Genomic DNA, 20,473 nt, shown 5'->3' on the forward strand with positions numbered 1-20,473 from the left:
GCCAATCACGCCATAGACTTCATGGTCAATCCGAGGGCACGCCGCGTTGCGAACGATTTGCAACTGTAACAGGGACAGCATAGATACCCCCTGCGCTGCAGTGCAGCAGCGTTTGGACATAGCTTCATACAGGAGGCGCTGACATGACCTTTCTCAAGACAGCCGCTCTCACCGCCATGCTTGGCATCACCGCAACCACTGGTATCGCGCAGGAGGTTACCCTTCGGTTCCAGCACTTCGTCTCGCCCAATTCGGCGAACCCCAAGTACTTCCTCGACCCATGGGTCGAAAAAGTCGAAGCAGAATCGAACGGCCGCATCAAGATAGAGATCTATCCCTTCATGCAGCTTGGCGGCAAAGCCACAGCGCAATATGACCTGATCCGCGACGGCGTGATCGACGGCGGCTGGGTGATCCCAGGCTACACACCGGGCCGTTTCCCTGAAGCCGAGGCGCTGGAACTCCCCTTCATGGTCACCAAAAGCGCCGAAGAAGCCTCGCGCGCGGCGTGGGAATTCACGCAAAAGCACCTGATGGACGATTTCGCCGATGTCCACCTGATCGCCGCCCACATGCACGGGCCGGGTATCGTACACAAGAAAGGCGCGGCCATCGAAGACCTGAGCGATTTCGCAGGCCTCAAACTGCGCGGCCCATCGCGTCCGGCGACACTGCTGCTCGACAAACTGGGGGCCGAACCCATCGGCCTGCCGGTGCCGCAATTCCCCGAAGCGCTGTCCAAAGGTGTGGTCGATGGTGGTGTGATCACATGGGAAATGTCGCCCTCGCTGAAACTCGACGAGTTGACCGATAGCCATACAGACGTGGCAGGCGACAAGTCTCTCTACAACCTCTACTTCATCTGGGCGATGAACACCGACAGCTACAACGCGCTGCCCGATGACCTGAAAGCGGTGATCGACGCCAATTCGGGTCTTGAGACGTCTGCAATGGCAGGCCGAGCCCACGACACGGGTGATCGCGACGGGTTCGTCCTGATGGAAGATGCTGGCAACGAGATTGCGACGCTCAGCGAAGAGGTCACAGCGAAGATCGTGGCGCTGGGCGATGAGGTCACGCAGGGCTGGATCGCCGAGATGACCGAACGTGGGCTTGACGGTGTTAAGCTAGTCGAAGACGCGCGCAACGCCGTCGAGGCGACCCGAGGCACCGCCAGCGGGACGGACGGATAAGGCGCAGTCCTAACAACAAGTGACGCGGCATCGGTGCCGCGTCGTTTTGAGTCGACGCAAAACCACCCGCGCGGGTTCAGTCCTCGCTGTCCCAGCGCTTCCAAAGCAGCGACAAGAGCGTTTCTCCGGCCAGCGGCGTGGTGCAATCGGCCATCAAAACCGGCCCGTCACGCCGCGGCGATGATGTGTCTGCCTGCGCGCGCGTCTCCAGCACACGCAACTCTTCAAGGGTCGGGCTGTAGATATCCATAGAACAACACTATCACAGGTCAGCCATTTTCCCAAATCGCAACACGGTCACATGCGTGTCGCCATAGCGCCGTGCATCCAGTCGGGTGAAACCTTCAGGCGCCAATTGAGGCACGTTTTCTTCCCAAACGATCAGCGCGCCCTCGGCCAGCCAACCGGCTTTCACCGCAGCCGCAAGCGCCTTGTCCCCCAGCCCCTTGCCATAGGGCGGATCAAGAAACACCAGCGTGGCTGGATCCGTATCACAGAGTGGCAACCGCGTGGCATCCCTTGTGATCACCCGTCCCGTTTCGCAGCGCAACAGCTTGAGGTTTTCCTTGATCAGAGACTGCGCCTTGCGCCCGTCATCGACAAACACTGCCGACACCGCCGCGCGCGACAGCGCCTCCAACCCAAGCGCCCCGGTCCCTGCAAAAAGGTCGAGCACATGTGCACCCTCGAACGGATCACCAAATCGCCCGCCCGCAAGCATGTTGAACAGGCTTTCGCGGACCCGGTCCGTCGTGGGTCGTAGATGCGCACCGGGATCACCCTTGCCCACATTGGTCAGCGCCCGTCCGCGCCATGTGCCCGCAATGATCCTCACGCCTTGAGCAGCGCCTTGAGGTCGGTGGCCGGATCAGCCACCGCATCCGGTGCGGGGGACTTTCCGCTCTCGATAAGCCGCTTGCCCACCATGTAGGCGCGCGGATCATTCATCGCGTCGATGGCCAACAACTGGTCGCCTGCGTAGTACCAGAACGACACTACCCCGTCTTCACCATGGCGCGTGACGATCTTGTCATAGCCGGTGCTGAGACCCGCAATCTGCAATTTGACATCGTATTGATCCGACCAGAACCACGGCTTGGCCTCATAGGGGCGGTCGCTTCCCAGAATATTGTCTGCCACACATTCTGCTTGGTCGATGGCATTGCCCACGCTTTCAAGCCGCATCTGCTGACCATTTAACGGGAACGAGGCGCAATCCCCCGCCGCCCAGATGTGCGGGTCCGACGTGCGTCCCTGCGCGTCCGTCGCGATGCCGTTGTCGATCTCGACACCCGCCATCTCGGCTAGTTGCGTGTTCGGAACAATCCCCACACCGACCAGCACGAAATCCACCTCGACAGTGCTGCCATCGCTTAGCACAGCGCCGGTCACCCGACCCTCCGCTCCGGTCAGATGATCTAATCCGACGCCTTCGCGAATATCCACACCATGTCTGCTGTGGACCTGCCGGAAATAGTCCGAGGTTTCAGGGGCTGCGACTCGTTGCAAGATGCGGTCGGCCATCTCGACCAGTGTCACGCTCAGTTCTAGTTTGGCCGCCACGGCCGCCGCCTCAAGCCCGATATAACCACCCCCCACAATCAGCACCCGCGCGCCCTTGGCAAAGCGTGGCGCCATTGCGTCCACGTCCTGCAACCCGCGTACGACCATTACCCCGTCGAGATCCCCGCCAATAGCGGCAGGCAAGCGGCGCGGGGTTGAGCCGGTGGTCAGGACCAGATCGTCATAGTGCAGCACGTCATCGCCCACAGTCAGTGTTTGTTCCACCGGATCAATCGCCGTCACCGGGGTGCCAAGCTTCAACGTGATGTCCTGTTCCGCATAGAAACTCTCAGGCCGCAGATACAGCCGGTCTCGCTCCATCTCGCCCAGCAAGTAGGCCTTGGACAAAGGCGGGCGCTGATACGGCGGAAACGGCTCTTCGCCGATCAGAGTTATTTGGCCGTCGAACCCTTTGGCACGCAATCGGGCAACACAGGATGCCCCGGCTTGCCCGGCGCCGACTACAATTACATGCTTCATCGCTAAACCTTTTTCCGCCCTGCCATTGGTCTGGTTGCGCGCGACCCTATATGGCAGAGCATCGAGAATGCAATTCATCAACGAGGGACCGACGATGACAATCGCACAGGGTGATACACTTCCAGACGCAACACTTGTGAAAATGGGGGCTGACGGCCCTGAGGCCGTGGCGTTGGCCAACCATGCCAAAGGCAAGAAAGTTGTGATCTTCGCCGTTCCCGGCGCCTTCACACCGACCTGCCATTCAGCGCATGTGCCCAGCTTTATCCGCACCAAAGACCAGTTTGCCGCAAAAGGCGTGGACGAGATCATCTGCGTGTCGGTCAACGATCCGTTCGTGATGAAAGCCTGGGGCGAGGCCACCGGCGCGACCGAAGCCGGCATCACCATGCTGGGCGATGCGGAAAGCGCGTTCACCAAGGCCATCGGTATGGATTTCGACGCCCCGCCCGCTGGCTTGATCGCCCGCTCCAAGCGGTATGCGATGCTGGTCGAAGATGGCAAAGTCACCAAGCTGCATGTCGAGGAAAGCCCCGGCGTTTGCGAAGTGTCCGGTGGCGAGGCGTTGCTCGCCGAGCTTTGAACTGCGCGGCAATCCTTCGAAGGATTGCCGAAAACGCTTCGAAGCGTTTTGGCCCGGTGCCGGATTACAGTCCGTGCCGGGCCTTGTTATAGTCGGACCAGTCGTCGATCTCGGGATAGTACCTCTCGCGCCATGCAGTGACGCGGGGGTTCATCATCGCCCGCCATTTGCGCGGGAACAGTGCGAAAAAGGTCATCACCGGATAGCCATAGGGCAATTGCGGCGCCTCGTCCTCTTCATAGGTTTGCAACAGAGGAAAGCGCCGATCCGGTTTGTAGTGATGATCGGAGTGCCGTTGCAGGTTTATCAGAAACCAGTTCGACGCCTTGTGTGATGCATTCCAGCTGTGACGCGGTTTGACATGCTCGTACTTGCCGTCGCCAAGATATTTTCGCGTCAGTCCGTAATGCTCGACATAGTTCACGACCTCCAACTGGAAGATCGCCGACAAGGCTTGTAGCACGAAGATCAGCACCCCAAGCCAGCCGCCGAGCCCAAAGGCCAGCAACAGGAACGCGGCCTGAAGCCCCCAGTAGCGCCAGAACGGATTGCTGGCATGCCACCACGGCAGTGTCTTGCGGGCCAGCATGTCGCGTTCGGCGCGAAACGAGGACAGCAAACATCCCTTGAGGACACGTGGATAAAACCGCCAGAAGCTTTCGTTGTAGCGGGCCGTGACCGGATCGCGAGGGGTGCCGACATGGCGGTGGTGCACCAGCAGGTGTTCGGACCGAAAATGCCCGTAAAGCGCCATGCACATCAGGATGTCGCCCAGCCAGCGTTCCAGCCTGTTGCGCTGGTGCATGAGTTCATGCGCGTAGACGATGCCGACGCTGCCCGATAAAACTCCCATTCCTACCGTCACCAGATAGATTTCAAGCGGGTTCAGATGGTCGACCCGGGGAATGTACCAGATCAGGCCAAAGATCATCAGGAACTGAAGCGGTGGCCAGATCAGCGTGATCATTCGGTGCCAGTAGAGTGCGCTGTCCTTTGTCTGTGGATCAAGATTGTTGGCATCAAGGCCCAAGGCGGCATCAAGCGTGGCGAAGACGCCCCATGCGGCGATGATGGGCACCACCACCCAAATGCCTCCGACAAGCGCTGCCGATAGCACAAGTGGGATCATGAACAGCGAAAGCCAGAACGGCAGGGCCGCTTTCAAGGGAAGGCGGTCTGAGGACGTATGCAGAGTGCTGTCAGACATGGGGGCCAATATGTTTCCAGACATCATTCACACTAACGGCAGAACCGCCGTCGACCAATATTGACGTGACGTTGCGTTATTTGCCCAGTGTCAACGCATGCGCCTTGCGCATCACCGTTGGCAGGTCGTTCGGGTCAAATGTGTCTGGTTCGATGAACATGCCGCGTGCGGGGGCCCGGTCCATTGGCACTAGCGCAGTTTTCACCGTGAGCCGCAGATGGAAATGCGTGAAGGTGTGCCGCGCCTCTGCAGGAAGGGTGCGCCATTCGGCACGGATCGGGGGATCTTCGGTCGGTGCATCGCCCCAGTCGCTGCCGGGCCAGCCCAGCATGCCGCCCAGCAGGCCACTGTCCGGGCGTTGTTCCAAAAGCCATGCGCCATCTACCCGGCGGGCAAGGTAGGCAATGCCGAACCGGGTGGGTTTGCGCTTTTTCGGTGATTTCTTGGGCAACTCCTTGGCGGTGCCCGCGTCCCATGCCGCGCAAGATTTGCGCCACGGGCAAAGACCGCATGCGGGGTTGCGGGGGGTGCAGATGGTGGCACCCAGATCCATCACCGCTTGGGCATAGCAGCCGGGGCGTGTCTGCGGTGTCAGCGCCGAGGCGTATTGCATCAGCACAGGTTTCGCAGCGGGCAGCGGCGTGTGATCGTCATACAGCCGCGCCATCACCCGTTCGACATTTCCATCCAGCACGGTTTCCGGCAGGTCAAACGCGATCGAGGCGATGGCGGCAGCGGTGTAGGGGCCGATTCCCGGTAGCGCGATCAAGCCGTCATAGGTGTTGGGAAACACGCCTGCATGATCGTGTTGCACGACGCGCGCGCATTTGAGCAGGTTGCGGGCGCGGGCGTAGTACCCAAGCCCGGCCCATGCGGCCATCACATCTGCGTCTTCCGCCTGTGCCAGATCGCTGACCGTGGGCCAGCGGGTGGTGAACGCTTCGAAATAGCTTTTGACGGCGGCAACGGTGGTTTGTTGCAGCATGATTTCGGACATCCATACGCGGTAGGGATCAGGCCACATGCCTTGGGCGCGTGCCTTGGGTCCGACGCGCCATGGCATCTGGCGGGCGTGCCTGTCGTACCATTCAAGCAGCAGGGAGGGATCGGGCGGATCACGCAGGTCTGACATACCTTTGATTTCGGCTCTCATTTGTGGGGTGGTTGCAACGGCGCAGCACCACTAGAATAGCGTTCGGACAAGGGAGTCAAACATGGCGCCGCGCAACAGTCAGACACATGGCTTCAAACGCACTTCGAGCCTCTTGCAGACACAGATCCGCAAGACCTCGGAAACGCGTGGCTTTGCGCAATCGCGGTTGTTGACCCACTGGGCCGAGATCGCGGGCGACGACATCGCGGCGATCAGTCGACCTGTCGAAGTGCGCTATGGGCGGAGCGGCTTTGGCGCAACGCTGACGTTGCTGACCACGGGGGCCAATGCGCCCATCCTTGAGATGCAGAAAGAAAAGCTGCGCGAAAAGGTCAACGCGGTTTACGGATATAACGCGATTTCCAAGGTGCGGATCACGCAGACGGCGGCGACCGGGTTTTCCGAAGGTCAGGTGAGTTTCGATCACCGCCCCAAATCGGCGCAGGATGACACGCCTGCCGCAATTCTACCGGAAGCCCAGAAGATGGCTGGGGGCGTTCAGGACGACGGTTTGCGCGCGGCGCTGGAACGTCTGGCCACAAACGTCTATTCAAAAACTCAAAATCGGACCTAGGTCCTACGGCAAACAGAGCAAAGGGTTTCGCAATGAAACAACGGTTGATGACGATTGCACTGGCAACGGCCCTCGTGGCGGGCGCTGGATGGTGGGTCGCCGGAACGACGGGTCAAGCGCCCACGATCAACGGGCAAGCCATCGCGCTGCCGGGTGCAGCCAATGCGCAGGAAAGCGCTGCGGCGGATGTCACCATTCAGGAAATGGTTCTTGGCGCCGAAGATGCGCCGGTCGAAATCATCGAATACGCGTCTTTCACCTGCCCGCATTGCGCGACGTTCCACAAGGGCGTCTTTAAGGATTTGAAGGCCGATTACATCGACACCGGCAAGGTCAAATTCACCTACCGCGAGGTGTATTTCGACCGTTACGGCCTTTGGGGGTCGCTGGTGGCCCGCTGTGGTGGTGAAGACCGCTTTTTCGGCATTACCGAAATGATCTATGACACGCAGGGCGAATGGAGCCGTGCAGGTTCGGAAGCGGCAATCGCGGATGAACTACGTAAGATCGGACGGATTGCCGGGCTGGAAAATGACCAGCTTGAGGCGTGTTTGAGCAATGGTGACAAGGCGCGTGGGCTGATTGAGTGGTATCAAGCCAACGCCGAAGAGCACGGAATCAGCTCGACACCGTCTTTCGTGATCAACGGGACGACTTATTCCAACATGAGCTATGGTGAATTCCAGGAAATCATCGACGAGAAAGTTGGCGGCTAAACGTCAAGCATCACGCATTGAAAGGCCGGTTCGATGGACCGGCCTTTTTAATTTCTGCGCTGTGTTTGAGAATAGGTCCGGTCCGGCCCAAATGTTTCGCGCGCGAAACAATGCGTCCGGATCGGACCCTTTAATCTTTTGTTAACAGAGTCTTACGTCCGCCGCCCTTCTCGCAGCCAAGCGCCAAGGATCAGGCCCGAGGCCAGAAGCAGGACAAGCCAACCCGGCAGCATTGGCGTCTGGGTGACGTCCAGGGTCTCGAACGCCTCGCGGGGGGTGATGCCAAGCCAGCCGCGGCCAGCTGCAGGGCGGCCTTCGCCAACGGCGCGGATGCTGGGCAGGCCCTCTTCCAGACGGCGAACTCCGCCGCGTGTGCCATCGACGGCAGGCTCAAGCAGATCACCGCTGGCGATCGTCTGTTCGAATTCGCGCGGGGCGGCAGGGCCCAGGCCCACAACTGCATCCTGATCACCTTCGGCCAAGCGATAGAGACCAATCTCGGGTCCGGTGTAGAGCGCCTCAAAACGGCCCGGTGTTACCTCGTTCAGCGTGATCTCTTCCTCGCTGCCATCGGGGCGGGTGACGGTGACCTTACCAACGGTCTCGTCAAGCGTACGGCGGATGATGCGCATGGTCTGGCCCGTGGGTTCGGCCCACAGGGCTTCTTCCTCGAGCTCCGGTTCCTTCATCATCCAGTGCGCCAGACGGCGGAGCAGGTCGAGCTGTGGGCCGCCGCCCTCGAAGCCGCGCGACCAGAGCCAAGCATGATCCGACGCAATCAGCGCAACGCGGCCTTCACCGACGCGGTCAAGGACGAGCAGCGGTTTGTCGTCAATGCCGCTCATCACGACGTCGCCGCCGATAGGATCGACCTCGATCTGGCGCATCCAACGGCCCCATGTGTCGGCCCCGGCAAGGCCGGAGGTGACGGGGTGGCGGTTGCCAAGATCGGTGATGGCGGGACGGTAGCCGCGTTCGATCACGCGAGCGGTGGGTTCGGCGGGAATGATATCTGCCAGAGGAGAGCGGTAAATGCTGTCGGCACTGGCGAAATCGGGACCAGCTGCGACCAAGACAGCGCCGCCCCCTTCGACATAGTTTGCCACGTTGTCGAGATAGATCGCAGGCAGGATGCCGCGCCGCTTGTAGCGGTCGAAGATGATCAGGTCGAAATCCTCGATCTTCTCAAGGAACAATTCGCGGGTCGGGAAGGCGATCAGAGACAGTTCGGTGACCGGGACACCGTCCTGCTTTTCAGGTGGGCGCAGGATGGTGAAATGCACCAGATCAACCGAGCTGTCGGACTTGAGCAAGTTGCGCCATGTGCGACCGCCTGCGTGTGGTTCACCGCTCACCAGAAGAACGCGCAGACGGTCGCGCACGCCGTTGATCTGGACAAGCGCGGTGTTGTTGCGGTCGGTCAGTTCGTCGTCAGCAGTGGGAATGGTGAACTGGATCACGTTCAGCCCGCCGTGGGGCAGGGTGATCGGCAATTCGATGTCTTCGCCAATGGGCATGTCAAAGCGCTGCGGCTCTGCGCCGTCGACTGAGATATCGATCACGGTCGAGGTGGCTTGCGGGGCCGCGCCGTCGTCTTCGACACGCAAGGTCAGAGTGACGGGTTCACCAAGGATGGCGAAGGCCGGAGCGTTCTTGACGATCAGTCGGCGGTCCCAGTCAGTTTCCTTGCCCGTTAGCAGCAGGTGAAGCGGCGCGGGAAGGTCTGGAGTGCGTTCCAGATCATGGACGCGCCCGTCGCTGAGCAGGAAGATACCCGCAATACGGCCGCGCGGTTCTTCGGCCAAAGCATCAGAGACGGCGGACATGAGCAGCGTGCCAGTGTCGCCTTCGCCGTCGCGCACCTCGATCCGGCGGATTTCTGTGTTGTCGCGGGCGTTAAGTTGTGCGGCCAGAGACACGGCGGCGTTGGTGGTGTCGTTCAGGCGATCCCCCAGCGATTGGCTGGCGCTTTTGTCTTCAACGATCAGAACGATGTTGGACAGCGGGGCGCGGTCTTCGACCTGATAGGATGGCTGTGCTAAAGCTGCGAGCACGACCAGAGCAGCCAGCGCGCGCAGCGCCCAGCCCTGCAAGCCGCGCCAGAGTGCCAAACCTACTCCAAGTGCGGCGAGCGTTGCCAGAACAGCGATGAACAGCCACGGGAGAAGTGGATCGAAGACAATGCTGCCGGTCATCAATTGCCCAATCTGTCAAGAAGTGCAGGCACGTGAACCTGATCGGATTTGTAGTTCCCGGTCAGCACGTGCATGACCAGATTGACTCCGAAGCGATACGCGATCTCGCGCTGGCGTTCGCCGGAATAGCCGCGTCCGATGGGGAACAAAGCGTTGCCGCGTTCATCCATCGCCCAGGCTGACGCCCAATCGTTGCCGCCGATGATCACCGGAGTGACATTGTCGTTGAGGTTGCGGAAGGGCATGCCTTCGACCAGTTCGGCATCGGGTGGTGCGGCTTCGACCCAGACATCGCGGCTGTTGTGGCGGCCGGGGAAATCCTGAAGCAGGTAAAAGGTGCGGGTGAGCACGTGGTCCTCTGGCACGGGTTCAAGCGGCGGAATGTCCAGCGGTGCTGCCAGTTGTTGCAGCTTGCGGCCATTCGGGCTGCCGGTGCCGAAACGAGCGATGTCCGCATCGCGGGTGTCGAACATGATCATCCCGCCAGAGCGCAGGTAGGTGTTCAGCTTGGCATAGGCTTCGGCCGAAGGTGTGGGTTGGTCGGGTGTGATCGGCCAATACAGGAACGGGAAGAATGCCAGTTCGTCGGTTTCCAAGTTCACTGCGACTGGTGCCGCGGGTTCGACGGATGTGCGGAAGAACAGTGTCTCGGACAGGCCCAACAGGCCAGCCTGCGCTGTGCGGTCCAGAGTGGTGTCGCCGGTGATGACATGGGCGAATGTCACCTCGGCTGTGGCCGCGAGAGCGAACTGATCTTCGGTGGATTGCGCCTGCGCGGGGGCGGTCGGCATCAGCAGCAGAGCGAAGACCATGCCCGCCGCCGTGGTGGCGCGGGGCCCAGACAGGCGACCGGAGAGGAACAGCGAGGCGATGATGTCTGCCAAGAGGAGCGCGATTGCGAGGGCGAGGAGCCAGCCTGCCAGCGGAGTTTCTTCGGACTGGGTCAGCCCTTCTACTGTAATGTCGGAGGGCCACGTGACCGGAGTCAGCGTAGTGTCGGACGACAGCACGTTGCGGGCCATGGTGCGGTCCTGACTTTGGTAAAGGCCGGGTCGCAGATCGGGGCCAAGATCGGCGTCGACCATGTTTTCGCCGGGCACACCGGGCAGTGTGCTGCCATCGTTCAGCGATCCGAACGCGTCCAGTACCATGTTCGGCTGCCAAATCGTTCCAGCGAGGTCTTCTGCGCTGGGCTGGCTTGCGCTTCCTGCGGCAATGGCGAGACGTTCAAGCATCTGCACGAAGAGGCCGGACAATGGCAGGGACGACCATTCCGCATTGGCCGTGACGTGGAACAGAATGATCTGGCCCTGACCTACGGCTTTGCGGGTGACCAGTGGCGTGCCGTCGGTGAGCTGCGCGATCACCCTTTCGGCCAAAGCCGGGTCTGGCTGTGCCATGACTTGCGCTGTCACGGTCACGTCGGGTGGGATGGAAAGGCCGTAGAACGGGCTGTCTTCGCTGAATTCGGCCAGCGATTTTGGTTCTCCCCAGCTCATCGCGCCACCGACGCTGCGGCCTCCGGCGCGGAGGCGCACGGGCATCAGCGGGTCTTCGGTTTCGCGGCTGATGTCGCTTGCGGCAAGGCGTTGCCCGGCAAAGCGCAACAGGATGCCACCGCCATCGAGCCAGTCGAGCAGGGCGTCTTCCTCGGCGGCGCCCATCGTGGCCACATCGGCCAGCGCGATCACATCCGGGTTCGCCGGGATCATATCCATCAGCGCGCCACTGAGCAGGTCGGCGCTGGGTTCAAGCGCCTTTTCGAGATAATGCAGGGGCGAGAGAAGTTGCAGCCCCTCGCGGTCTTCGCGGCCAGCCATCAGAGCGACTTCGCGGCGACGCAGGCTGTCGTCGGGCAGGGTTGTGGCACCGGCGCTGCGGTTGCCTTCGATTTCGAACCGGGTGATCCGTGCGCGCAGTTCCGAAGGCAATGACAGCGCGGTTTCGGTCGCGGTGGCGTTGGCGTCAAAGGTGGCGGTGGCGCGCGCCAGAACGGCAGGGTTGCCCGCGGGGTCGCGCCCTTGGGCAAGGATTGTCACTTCGCGGTCACTGCCCGACCGGGCACGTAGGGCGGTCAGGACGATGTTGCCATCTTCGAACCGCGCTGGCGCAAGGCCGAGGATGGATTGTCCGGCCTGAAACACAGTGACAGTTCCACGGTCTTGGAGGGTCGTCAGAAGGGGTGCACGGCTGTCGCGTTCCAGCCCGTCGGACATCCAATAGGTGTCGAAATCACCTTCGGGCAAAAGCTCGAGTGCGCGGGTGATTTGGGCCTCACCCGGTTCCCAAGGTTCAGGAGACAGACCGACCAAGCGTGCCCGCAGATCGTCTGCGGTTTGGAAGCTGGTGGGTTCAGGTGTGCTCAACTTGAGCAATGCCACGCGGCGGTCATCGCGGGCGGCTTGGGCAAGCAAGCCGTCCAGCGCTTGTGTTCGCGCGCGCCAGCTTGCCGCACTGGCCCAAGAACCATCCATGACAACAAGAAGCGGGCCGTCATTTGCCGTGATGTCGTCGGTCTGCGGGTTCAGGATAGGACCGGCAAGACCAATGATCAGGGCTGCGACTGCCAACATTCGGAGCAGCAGCAACCACCACGGAGTGCGGTCACTGACCTGATCGTCGTCCTTGAGGCCGAGCAGCAGCACAACGCCGGGGAACATGCGGCGGATCGGTGCCGGGGGCACTGCACGCAGGATCAGCCAAAGGATCGGCAGCGCGAGAAGCGTCAGCAGAAGCCAGGGTGTCGCAAAGCCGATGCCAAATAGCGTCATCCGTGAGCCCCATCCATAGCCCGGTAAATCCAGAGAAGCGCCGATTGCGCGCTCTCACTTGTGTGGTGGCAAAGATATTGCCAGCCGGTTACCCGCGACAGGCGTTCCAGCCGGTCTTTGCGTTCAGCCAACCGATCAAGATACTGCGTCCGCAGGTCGCCTGCCTTTAGTGTTTCGTGCACAATACCGCCGCCGATGCTTTGGAAGATCGTGCGGCCGTCGAAGGGAAAGCTCTCTTCGCTTGGATCAAGGATTTGCACCAAGGCACCCCGTACGCCACGGTCGGCCGCTTTGGTCAGGGCGGCTTCGACCGGGGCGGGATCGCCGAGGAAATCGGAAAAGAAGATTGCGCGCGATTGCGGGATCATCCCGCGCGCCTCGGGTTCGGCGTAATCGTCGCCATGATCAACGGACAACATCTGTGCCAAGCGTGTGATCTGTGCCTGACCACGCCGGGGCGGAAGTTCAAATCCGGTCAGCCCAACCCGCTCACCGCCCCTGATCAACAAAATTGCGCTTGCCAGAGCCAGTGTACGGGCGCGGTCGGCTTTTGTGCTTAGATTGGCGTCGGAGGCAAAGCGCATCGACGCGGCCTGATCAACCCAAACAATGACGCTTTGTGCGATCTGCCATTCGCGTTCGCGCACGAATTGCGTGTCGCTGCGGGCGGACCGCCGCCAGTCGATATCGCGGAGAGCATCACCTTGCTGCATGGGGCGGTATTGCCAGAAATCATCGCCCAAGCCAGACCGGCGTCGACCGTGTTCGCCCAAGAGGACCGTTCCCGCCAGGTGTTCTGCCCGTGCCAAAAGCGCGGGCAGCTTGGCCGCTTCTTCTTCCGAGCGTTGACGGAGGGCGGTGATGGTTGTCACGCAGCGGCCTCGGTCGCCACCATGCGGTGGGCCACTTCGTCAATCAGGCTGCCAAGATCCTCACCACGGGCACGGGCCGAGAACGTGAGCGCCATACGGTGGGTCAAAACGGGGCGGGCCATATTGATCACGTCTTGCGGCGACGGGGCAAGGCGCCCCTCAAGCAAGGCGCGCGCGCGCACCGTCAGCATCAGCGCTTGTGCAGCACGCGGGCCGGGCCCCCATGCGACAGTGTCTTTGACGCGTTCGCCAGACAACGGATCATGCGGACGGAAGGCGCGGACCAGATCGAGAATCATTTCGACCACGGCATCACCGACGGGCATGCGCCGCAGCAGTTTCTGCGCCGCGATCAGTTCGGCTGAGGTGAACACCTCATAGGCGTCTGCTTCTTCTGCTCCGGTGGTGGCGAGCAGAATTTCCTTTTCTGTCTTGCGGTCGGGATACTGCACGTCGATTTGCACGAGGAAACGGTCAAGCTGCGCCTCGGGAAGCGGGTAGGTGCCTTCCTGTTCAATCGGGTTCTGGGTCGCCAGAACATGGAACGGCGCATCCAATTTGCGGGTTTCGCCCGCGACTGTGACGACCTTTTCCTGCATCGCCTGCAACAGCGCCGACTGTGTCCGTGGGCTGGCGCGGTTGATTTCGTCGGCCATCAGGAGCTGACAGAAGATTGGACCCTGAATGAACTTGAACGCCCTGCTGCCATCGCTTCCGGTTTCCAGAACTTCGGAACCAAGGATGTCGGCGGGCATCAGGTCGGGGGTGAACTGAACGCGGTTGCCATTCAGGCCCATGACCGTCGACACGGTTTCAACCAGACGGGTTTTTCCAAGGCCGGGAAGGCCGATCAGAAGACCATGGCCGCCGCACAATAGCGAGGTCAGCGTCAGTTCGACCACACGTTCCTGACCGATAAAGCGGCGGGTGATTGCGGTCTTGGCCTGCGCCAGCTTGTCTTCCAGCGCTTCGATCTCTGCGACCAAATCTTCGCCTGTGGCCATGACGTGTCTCCCTTGCGCATTACGTCTGTTTCAGGAAAGTGTAACGCGCAAAGGGAAAATGGCAAAAGCAATGAGCGCACAAGATCGTGTTATTCCGTCGGCCGAAGGCATCGCTGCCTCTGTTCGCGCCACCAAGAGCAAAGGTTTGCCGCCGGTCCATTTGTGGAACCCGCCCTTTTGCGGTGATCTGGACATGCGCATCGCCCGTGACGGGACGTGGTTCTATCTTGGGACACCGATCGGGCGCGCGCCTCTGGTCAAACTATTCTCGTCGATCCTGCGGAAAGATGGCGACAAATATTTTCTTGTGACCCCTGTCGAAAAAGTGGGCATCACAGTGGATGACGCGCCATTTGTCGCCACGGATTTTGAAGCTGTGGGTGAGGGCGAGGCGCAGGTTCTGACCTTCACCACCCATGTGGGCGATACGGCTGTTGCGGGGCCGGAGCATCCGATCCGGGTCGAGCGGGATGCGGAGACCGGGGAGCCGTCACCTTATGTGCTTGTGCGTGCCAATCTGGAGGCGTTGATCGATCGCAAGAGCTTCTACCGCTTGGTCGAATGTGGAGCGCATCACATGCTGGATGGTCAAAGCTGGTTTGGTGTCTGGTCGGATGGCGCGTTTTTTCCGATCATTCCTTCGGACGAGCTGCCGGATTGATTGGCGCGGAAAGCCGCTTCGAAGCGGCTTAGAAATGCTTTTCGAAAAGCGTTGATCCTAAAGCTCCTGCCGTCAATCACCCAGTTTGGCGTGGACTTCGTCGAGGTCGATCTCTCCGATGGGCATCTTGTTCCCAGGATTTTCGAAATCGTATTTGAAGAGCTCGAAATCCTTTTTGTAGATTTCGTAGATCAGGTGCATCGACAGATCATCAAAATAATCCTCGACCGGATGGGCCCGTTTCGGCCCGTGCCCTTCGCTTTCGTTGAAGCGCGGGATTTCACTTAGGTCGATTTTCTGTTTCGTTTCAACGTGTTTGAGAACATCAGCCATGCCGTCATTGAAGCTTTCGGTCCAGAAGATGTTGTTATACTGGCCGCCGTTGACGATGAACGTGCTGATATGGCCTGACATTGCCGACCAGTGAATGTCCGGATCCATCGGGCGGCGCCAGCGAATGGTGTCGCGGGCAAACAGCAGGAAGCGACGGAAGCTTTTGATCTGATCGAAATCCTGTTTGCCGTCATCGCCGCCGACTTCGATCCCATATTTCTGGATCAGAAGTGGTACAAGGTTGCCCCGATAACGTTTACCGTTGCGCTGGATGCCGCAAATCTTGTCGAAGAACGAGCTCAGGATGCGGGTATATGGGTTGCGAACGCAGGTGAAGGCATAGGTGTCATGCGCCTGAATGCGCTGCGTGATCGGGTCTTTCGAGTGGTCCAGCGCCCATTTGTGCAAGCCACTTTGCGCGTCGTGGATGTCGCCGTCAAAAAACGTGCCATGGTCGGAATAGAACATGATCTGACCAATGGTCGAGCATGCGCATTTCGGGACCACGCGATAAACCATGCTTTCGCTTTCGGTCATCCATGTGCCGGGAAATCCCATCGTTCTGCCGCCTCCAGCCTCGTTCCGGGCTCTTGTCGTCCGGTAACGTATACAAAAAATCAAAGAAAGTCGGTTTATTCAATCTCTGAACACGCTTATCACTACAAGAACGAGGTAAAAGTTGGGCAAATGAAGAGCTGAATGGCGAATATTGCCTTCATACTACTGTGTCACAAGGACCCGGACGCAATCATCCGACAGGCGCTGAGCCTGACAGCGGTCGGAGATTATTTATCCATCCATTTCGATGCCCGCGCTGACGCAGCGGCCTACACGGCGATCCATACGGCGCTGTCGGACAACCCAAACGTCACCTTCGCCAAGAAGCGAATCAAGTGTGGCTGGGGAGAATGGTCGCTGGTGCAGGCGACACTCTACGCCGTCGAAGCGGCGGTCGAGGCGTTTCCCCGTGCAACCCATTTCTACATGCTGTCGGGGGATTGCCAGGCGATCAAGACCGCCGAGTATGCGCATGCGTATCTGGACCGTATGGATGCGGACTTCATCGAAAGCTTTGACTTTTTCGCGTCGGACTGGATCAAGACCGGAATGAAGGAAGAGCGGCTGATCTACCGCCACTATTTCAACGAGCGCACTCAAAAGTGGATCTTTTATCAAAGCTTCAATCTGCAGAGAAAGCTGGGATTGAAACGCAAGGTTCCTGAAGATCTCGAGATTCAGATCGGCAGCCAATGGTGGTGTCTGCGGCGTCGGACGATTGAGGCGATCCTCGATTTCGTCAGGCAGCGACGGGATGTTATGCGCTTTTTCAGCACCACATGGATCCCTGACGAGACCTTTTTTCAAACTCTTGTGCGGCACCTCGTGCCCGAAAACGAGATCGAATGCCGGACGCTGACCTTTCTGATGTTCTCGGATTACGGGATGCCGGTCACCTTTTACAACGACCATTATGATCTTCTACTCAGCCAGGATTTCCTGTTTGCCCGCAAGATCAGCCCAGAGGCCTTGCTCTTGAAGGAGCGGCTTGGGTCACTTTATTCGGCAAAGGGTGCGAATTTCCAAATCTCGAACGAAGGTCGGTCGCTTTACAAGTTTCTGACCGGCAAGGGCCGCATTGGCCGCCGCTTTGCGCCGCGGTTCTGGGAAACCGAGAGCACGCTTGGGCGAGAACGCGAGTTGCTGATCGTGGTCTGCAAGAAATGGCATGTGGCCAAGCGGCTTGTCTCGCGTATCCGACAGCAGACGAACGTTCCTTGCATTGAATACCTGTTCAACGAGGAGCAGACAGACCTGCCGGATATGGGAGGCATTCAATCGACGCTCGGCAAGCGGCACCGCCATCGGCGGTCGCTGATGCGGATGCTATTCGACTATTTCGACTCAGATCGCATGGTGGTCTGCATGGACCCGGGCAATCTTGACCTGCTTGAGGATTTTTGTCGCGACCGCGCAACGACTCGGCTTCTCGAGGTCAATTGCACTTTCACGGATGATTATCTGATCGGTCATGCGATGCGTGTCGGTCTGGCTGGAGAACGCACGCCGCAGGAAACGCTGGAGCGACTCTTGCCGACGATCCGCAATGACATCGTGCATGAAAGCGACCGGATTCGCGATGCCGAGTTCGAAAATCACCTGCGTATCCGCGAAGAAGACAGCATTGAGGCCAACGCTGCGGCTTTAGCCAGCTTTTTGGCGATCCCATCAGAGCAAGCGCTTGAAATCGCACGTTCGGACCATCTTTTTGCAGACTGAGGACATGCCGCATGGGCTATAGCTATGACGACCAGAACATCTTCGCCAAAATCCTGCGCGGCGAGATCCCGAATGCCACCGTGCTTGAAACCGAACACACGCTGGCGTTCCGGGACATTCAGCCGCAAGCGCCGGTGCATGTGCTGGTGATCCCCAAAGGGCCGTATGTGTGCTACGACCAATTCGTGCTTGAGGCGAGCGATGCCGAGATCGTGGATTTCAATCGGACTGTGGGTGAGGTCGTGAAAGCCGAAGGGTTGCAGTCGGGCGGATACCGGATCATCTCGAACGCTGGTGAAGCCGGCGTGCAGGAGGTGCCGCATCTGCATGTCCACGTGCTTGGCGGACGGGGGCTAGGTCGGATGCTGCAACCGGCGCGGTGAAGGCTTTTTGAAAAGCCTTTAGCCACAATTTCTAAATTGCGGGCCAGCGTTTTGGAAAACGCTGATCCGTTCATGGTGTCAGGCCGAGCGTGTCAGAGACAAGAACACGTCTTCCAAATCAGCCTGTTCGGTGCGGACATCGCGGATGCGCACGCCATTGTCGCGCAGCATTGAAAGTACATCTTCCGCGGAAGTCTGGCGGGCGCGGTAGGTAACTGCAATTGTGCCGTCGTCGCGCGTCGTTACACCGATGCCGTCCACTTCGGGAAGCGGGCCCACCGCGCTGTCGGGCTGTATGACCATTGTCTTGGCGTCCAGCGCCCCCAGCAGATTGCTGGTGCTGTCGCGGGCCACCACTTCGCCATGGTTGATGATTGCGATCTCGTCGCACATTTCTTCGGCCTCTTCGAGGTAATGCGTGGTCAGGATGATCGTCATGCCCGAATCGCGGTTCAGCTTGCGCACATTGGTCCAGAGCATCTGGCGCAGCTCGATATCCACACCGGCTGTCGGTTCATCTAGTACAAGCACATGCGGTCTGTGTACCAATGCCTTGCCCAGCAGCAAGCGCCTCCGCATGCCGCCTGAAAGCGTCCGGGCATAGGCCTCGGCCTTGTCGGTGAGGCCGATCATTTCGAGAATTTCGTCAGAACGGCGCTGCACTTTGGGGACGCCGTAGAGCCCCGCCTGCACCTCCAAAGCCCCGCGCGGCGTGAAGAACGGGTCTAGGTTCAGCTCTTGCGGCATCACGCCTATGGCTGCACGAGACTGGCGTGGGTTCACATCTTGATCCCAGCCCCAGATCGTCACTTTGCCTGTGCTTTTGGTCACCAGACCTGCCAGAATATTGATGAGCGTCGATTTTCCGGCTCCGTTCGGCCCTAGAAGGCCAAAGACTGATCCGCGTGGAACGTTCAGGTTGATGCCTTTCAGGGCGTCTTTGCCTCCGGAATAAGTCTTTTTCAGCCCTTCGATCTCAATGGCGTGCTGTGTCATTGCTGTCTCTTGCTCCCGTGGCCGCGTCGTCTTAAACCGCACCTAGTGGAAATTCCGAACGAAGGAAACGCAGCAGATGGCTACGCAAGCGCCCGAAACCAAGATCGTGGACAGCTACCGCATCGCCTGTGATGGCGGCGAAGGGGCCTTGGGGCACCCGCGCGTCTGGCTGCAAATCCCGCACGACACGGGTTGGGTCGAGTGCGGCTATTGCGATGCGAAATACATCCACACGGATTTCGCTGACCAACAGGACCCGTGACGCCAAAACGGTTTTGCGCGGCGCTTCTGGCGCTGGCTGTCTGTGTGACGATTGTCACACGGGTCTGGCTGCGGATCGATCGGTATGACATCGGGCTGATCGACACGCTGGCGTTCAACTATCGGTATTTTACCATCTGGACGAACACACTGGTCGGTTTGACCTGTGCTTGGGTTGCGCTGGGCGGACGCGAGCCGGCCAAGGTGCAAAGTGGTCTGCTGCTGTCGATATCAATGGTCGCCATCGTCTATCATGTGCTGCTTGCGCATCTACGGGACTATCAGGGTATCGACATGGTGATCGACCTGATGCTGCACACCCTGATCCCGCTGGGCTTTGCGGGCTATTGGCTGGTGTTCGTGCAGAAAGCCGATCTGAGCTTTCCCGACATTTTGCCGTGGCTGATCCTGCCGTTGCTTTATTGTATTGTGGCCATGGTGCGTGCCGGGTTCTTCGATGGGCGCTACCCTTACCATTTCCTGAACCTGAGCGACCTTGGACCGCTGCGCACGGGGATCAACATCTTTGGTTTGCTGGTGGTGTTCTCGGGCTTTGGAGCACTGATTGTTTGGGCGGGACAACGGTTGGGCCACCGTCCCGCCTTTGCTGGAACCGCCCTTTAGCTGATCGGGATCGGCGCAGGCCCACAGGGCAGCACTGGCGTGTTATCGTCTGGCCCGGTCAGGAATTGCAGCACCTTTTCGCCAGACCATGCCGTGATCTCGCGCCCCTGATTGTCCAACCCGCTGCCGATCACTGTGCCGGTTTCGTTGTTGAGTGTATGATAAAGCACGTTCGCTTCCATCCCGTTTTCGCAGATCAGGCTGGCGCGCCCCGGGGTCTGCGGCCCTCCCGCGACCCATTCGCCATTGCAGGCCGTGCCGTCGTCGAGAAAGCCGATGACAATGCCGGTGTCCCAGCCATGCGCCTGACCGTCGAAATAGACGCCGTCGGTCCCGATGCAGGCCAACGCGCGTACGCAATTTGCTTTGTCGTAAGGGACATTCTCGCAGACCGGCAGGCTGGCTTTTGGGTTGGTTTTGGGACTCAGCCCATCAAGGTTTAGGGTCTCATTGGCCATCGCGGCCTGACTCAGGAATAGAATCGAAACACCAAGGAACGCATCACGCAGCATACGGCCTCCACACCAAGAAAAAGCATAACACCGCAGAGATAGGCTGCCGGATATGACCTGCCAATGACCGTGCGTGCGTAGATATGCCCGAATATGCAATTATCCCCCGTCTTGC

21 protein-coding genes are annotated in these 20,473 nt (G+C 59.7%); 9 read left to right on the top strand and 12 right to left on the bottom strand.

Going from position 1 to position 20,473, the window contains the following annotated elements; translation table 11 throughout:
• Positions 1-143: 143 nt before the first annotated feature.
• Positions 144-1,193, top strand: a complete 1,050-nt coding sequence (locus MCRY_RS17810; RefSeq protein WP_085632380.1) for a TRAP transporter substrate-binding protein — start codon at positions 144-146, stop codon at positions 1,191-1,193.
• A gap of 76 nt (positions 1,194-1,269) precedes the next feature.
• On the opposite strand, the gene MCRY_RS22990 is transcribed toward MCRY_RS17810, so the two are convergent.
• The 3 genes from MCRY_RS22990 to MCRY_RS17820 are packed head-to-tail and all read right to left on the bottom strand — an operon-like array spanning position 1,270 to position 3,236.
• On the bottom strand, positions 1,270-1,443 hold the full coding sequence (locus MCRY_RS22990) for a hypothetical protein (protein WP_171046053.1): 174 nt from the start codon (positions 1,441-1,443) through the stop codon (positions 1,270-1,272).
• 12 nt (positions 1,444-1,455) lie between these two features.
• Positions 1,456-2,028 carry a 16S rRNA (guanine(966)-N(2))-methyltransferase RsmD gene (rsmD, locus tag MCRY_RS17815; protein ID WP_085632382.1) on the bottom strand — a complete coding sequence of 191 codons (573 nt, stop codon included), beginning with the start codon at positions 2,026-2,028 and terminating at the stop codon, positions 1,456-1,458.
• Positions 2,025-3,236 (bottom strand): NAD(P)/FAD-dependent oxidoreductase, encoded by a 1,212-nt coding sequence (locus tag MCRY_RS17820; protein WP_085632384.1) that lies wholly within the window; start codon positions 3,234-3,236, stop codon positions 2,025-2,027. The genes rsmD and MCRY_RS17820 overlap by 4 nt, the downstream gene beginning before the upstream one ends.
• 94 nt (positions 3,237-3,330) lie before the next feature.
• Between MCRY_RS17820 and MCRY_RS17825 the strand changes: the two genes are divergently transcribed.
• On the top strand, positions 3,331-3,819 hold the full coding sequence (locus MCRY_RS17825) for a peroxiredoxin (protein WP_085632437.1): 489 nt from the start codon (positions 3,331-3,333) through the stop codon (positions 3,817-3,819).
• A gap of 64 nt (positions 3,820-3,883) precedes the next feature.
• Here MCRY_RS17825 and MCRY_RS17830 read toward each other — a convergent pair whose 3' ends face one another.
• Positions 3,884-5,026: an alkane 1-monooxygenase gene (locus MCRY_RS17830; protein WP_085632386.1), complete on the bottom strand. Its 1,143-nt coding sequence runs from the start codon at positions 5,024-5,026 to the stop codon at positions 3,884-3,886.
• Between the two features lie 76 nt (positions 5,027-5,102).
• Entirely contained in the window at positions 5,103-6,158 is a 1,056-nt protein-coding gene (mutY, locus tag MCRY_RS17835) for an A/G-specific adenine glycosylase (protein WP_138487772.1), read from the bottom strand.
• An 82-nt stretch (positions 6,159-6,240) separates the two neighbouring features.
• On the opposite strand from mutY, the gene MCRY_RS17840 reads away from it, so the two are divergent.
• Together MCRY_RS17840 and MCRY_RS17845 are read left to right on the top strand one after the other, a co-directional pair.
• The gene (locus tag MCRY_RS17840; RefSeq protein WP_085632388.1) at positions 6,241-6,753 is read left to right on the top strand and encodes a DUF721 domain-containing protein; all 513 of its coding nucleotides are present in this window, start codon (positions 6,241-6,243) and stop codon (positions 6,751-6,753) included.
• Between the two features lie 32 nt (positions 6,754-6,785).
• Positions 6,786-7,469 (top strand): DsbA family protein, encoded by a 684-nt coding sequence (locus MCRY_RS17845; protein WP_085632390.1) that lies wholly within the window; start codon positions 6,786-6,788, stop codon positions 7,467-7,469.
• Positions 7,470-7,621: 152 nt separating this feature from the next.
• Here the strand turns inward: MCRY_RS17845 and MCRY_RS17850 are convergent, their stop codons facing one another.
• The 4 genes from MCRY_RS17850 to MCRY_RS17865 are packed head-to-tail and all read right to left on the bottom strand — an operon-like array spanning position 7,622 to position 14,311.
• Complete coding sequence (locus MCRY_RS17850; protein WP_085632392.1) at positions 7,622-9,664, bottom strand: hypothetical protein; 2,043 nt, start codon at positions 9,662-9,664, stop codon at positions 7,622-7,624.
• Positions 9,664-12,435: a DUF4159 domain-containing protein gene (locus MCRY_RS17855; RefSeq protein ID WP_085632394.1), complete on the bottom strand. Its 2,772-nt coding sequence runs from the start codon at positions 12,433-12,435 to the stop codon at positions 9,664-9,666. The genes MCRY_RS17850 and MCRY_RS17855 overlap by 1 nt, the downstream gene beginning before the upstream one ends.
• On the bottom strand, positions 12,432-13,307 hold the full coding sequence (locus MCRY_RS17860) for a DUF58 domain-containing protein (RefSeq protein WP_085632396.1): 876 nt from the start codon (positions 13,305-13,307) through the stop codon (positions 12,432-12,434). The genes MCRY_RS17855 and MCRY_RS17860 overlap by 4 nt, the downstream gene beginning before the upstream one ends.
• A complete protein-coding gene (locus MCRY_RS17865; protein WP_085632398.1) occupies positions 13,304-14,311 on the bottom strand; it encodes an AAA family ATPase in 1,008 nt (335 codons plus the stop codon). The genes MCRY_RS17860 and MCRY_RS17865 overlap by 4 nt, the downstream gene beginning before the upstream one ends.
• A gap of 70 nt (positions 14,312-14,381) precedes the next feature.
• Between MCRY_RS17865 and MCRY_RS17870 the strand changes: the two genes are divergently transcribed.
• Positions 14,382-14,972, top strand: coding sequence for a DUF1285 domain-containing protein (locus MCRY_RS17870; protein WP_085632400.1), 591 nt, complete (start codon positions 14,382-14,384; stop codon positions 14,970-14,972).
• A gap of 72 nt (positions 14,973-15,044) precedes the next feature.
• Here the strand turns inward: MCRY_RS17870 and MCRY_RS17875 are convergent, their stop codons facing one another.
• Positions 15,045-15,863 carry a sulfotransferase family protein gene (locus tag MCRY_RS17875; RefSeq protein WP_085632402.1) on the bottom strand — a complete coding sequence of 273 codons (819 nt, stop codon included), beginning with the start codon at positions 15,861-15,863 and terminating at the stop codon, positions 15,045-15,047.
• Between the two features lie 141 nt (positions 15,864-16,004).
• On the opposite strand from MCRY_RS17875, the gene MCRY_RS17880 reads away from it, so the two are divergent.
• The gene (locus MCRY_RS17880; protein WP_085632403.1) at positions 16,005-17,582 is read left to right on the top strand and encodes a DUF5928 domain-containing protein; all 1,578 of its coding nucleotides are present in this window, start codon (positions 16,005-16,007) and stop codon (positions 17,580-17,582) included.
• Between the two features lie 11 nt (positions 17,583-17,593).
• A complete protein-coding gene (locus MCRY_RS17885) occupies positions 17,594-17,965 on the top strand; it encodes a histidine triad nucleotide-binding protein (RefSeq protein WP_085632405.1) in 372 nt (123 codons plus the stop codon).
• Between the two features lie 78 nt (positions 17,966-18,043).
• Here the strand turns inward: MCRY_RS17885 and MCRY_RS17890 are convergent, their stop codons facing one another.
• Positions 18,044-18,961 carry an ABC transporter ATP-binding protein gene (locus MCRY_RS17890; RefSeq protein WP_085632407.1) on the bottom strand — a complete coding sequence of 306 codons (918 nt, stop codon included), beginning with the start codon at positions 18,959-18,961 and terminating at the stop codon, positions 18,044-18,046.
• 76 nt (positions 18,962-19,037) lie between these two features.
• Between MCRY_RS17890 and MCRY_RS17895 the strand changes: the two genes are divergently transcribed.
• Both MCRY_RS17895 and MCRY_RS17900 read left to right on the top strand, forming a co-directional pair.
• A complete protein-coding gene (locus MCRY_RS17895) occupies positions 19,038-19,223 on the top strand; it encodes a zinc-finger domain-containing protein (protein WP_085632409.1) in 186 nt (61 codons plus the stop codon).
• Positions 19,220-19,846: a Pr6Pr family membrane protein gene (locus tag MCRY_RS17900; protein WP_085632411.1), complete on the top strand. Its 627-nt coding sequence runs from the start codon at positions 19,220-19,222 to the stop codon at positions 19,844-19,846. The genes MCRY_RS17895 and MCRY_RS17900 overlap by 4 nt, the downstream gene beginning before the upstream one ends.
• Here MCRY_RS17900 and MCRY_RS17905 read toward each other — a convergent pair.
• Complete coding sequence (locus MCRY_RS17905) at positions 19,843-20,358, bottom strand: hypothetical protein (protein ID WP_085632413.1); 516 nt, start codon at positions 20,356-20,358, stop codon at positions 19,843-19,845. The two genes, MCRY_RS17900 and MCRY_RS17905, sit on opposite strands and share 4 nt — an antisense overlap.
• Positions 20,359-20,473: the final 115 nt, after the last annotated feature.

It is taken from the genome of Marivita cryptomonadis, from assembly GCF_002115725.1.
Lineage (GTDB): Bacteria > Pseudomonadota > Alphaproteobacteria > Rhodobacterales > Rhodobacteraceae > Marivita > Marivita cryptomonadis.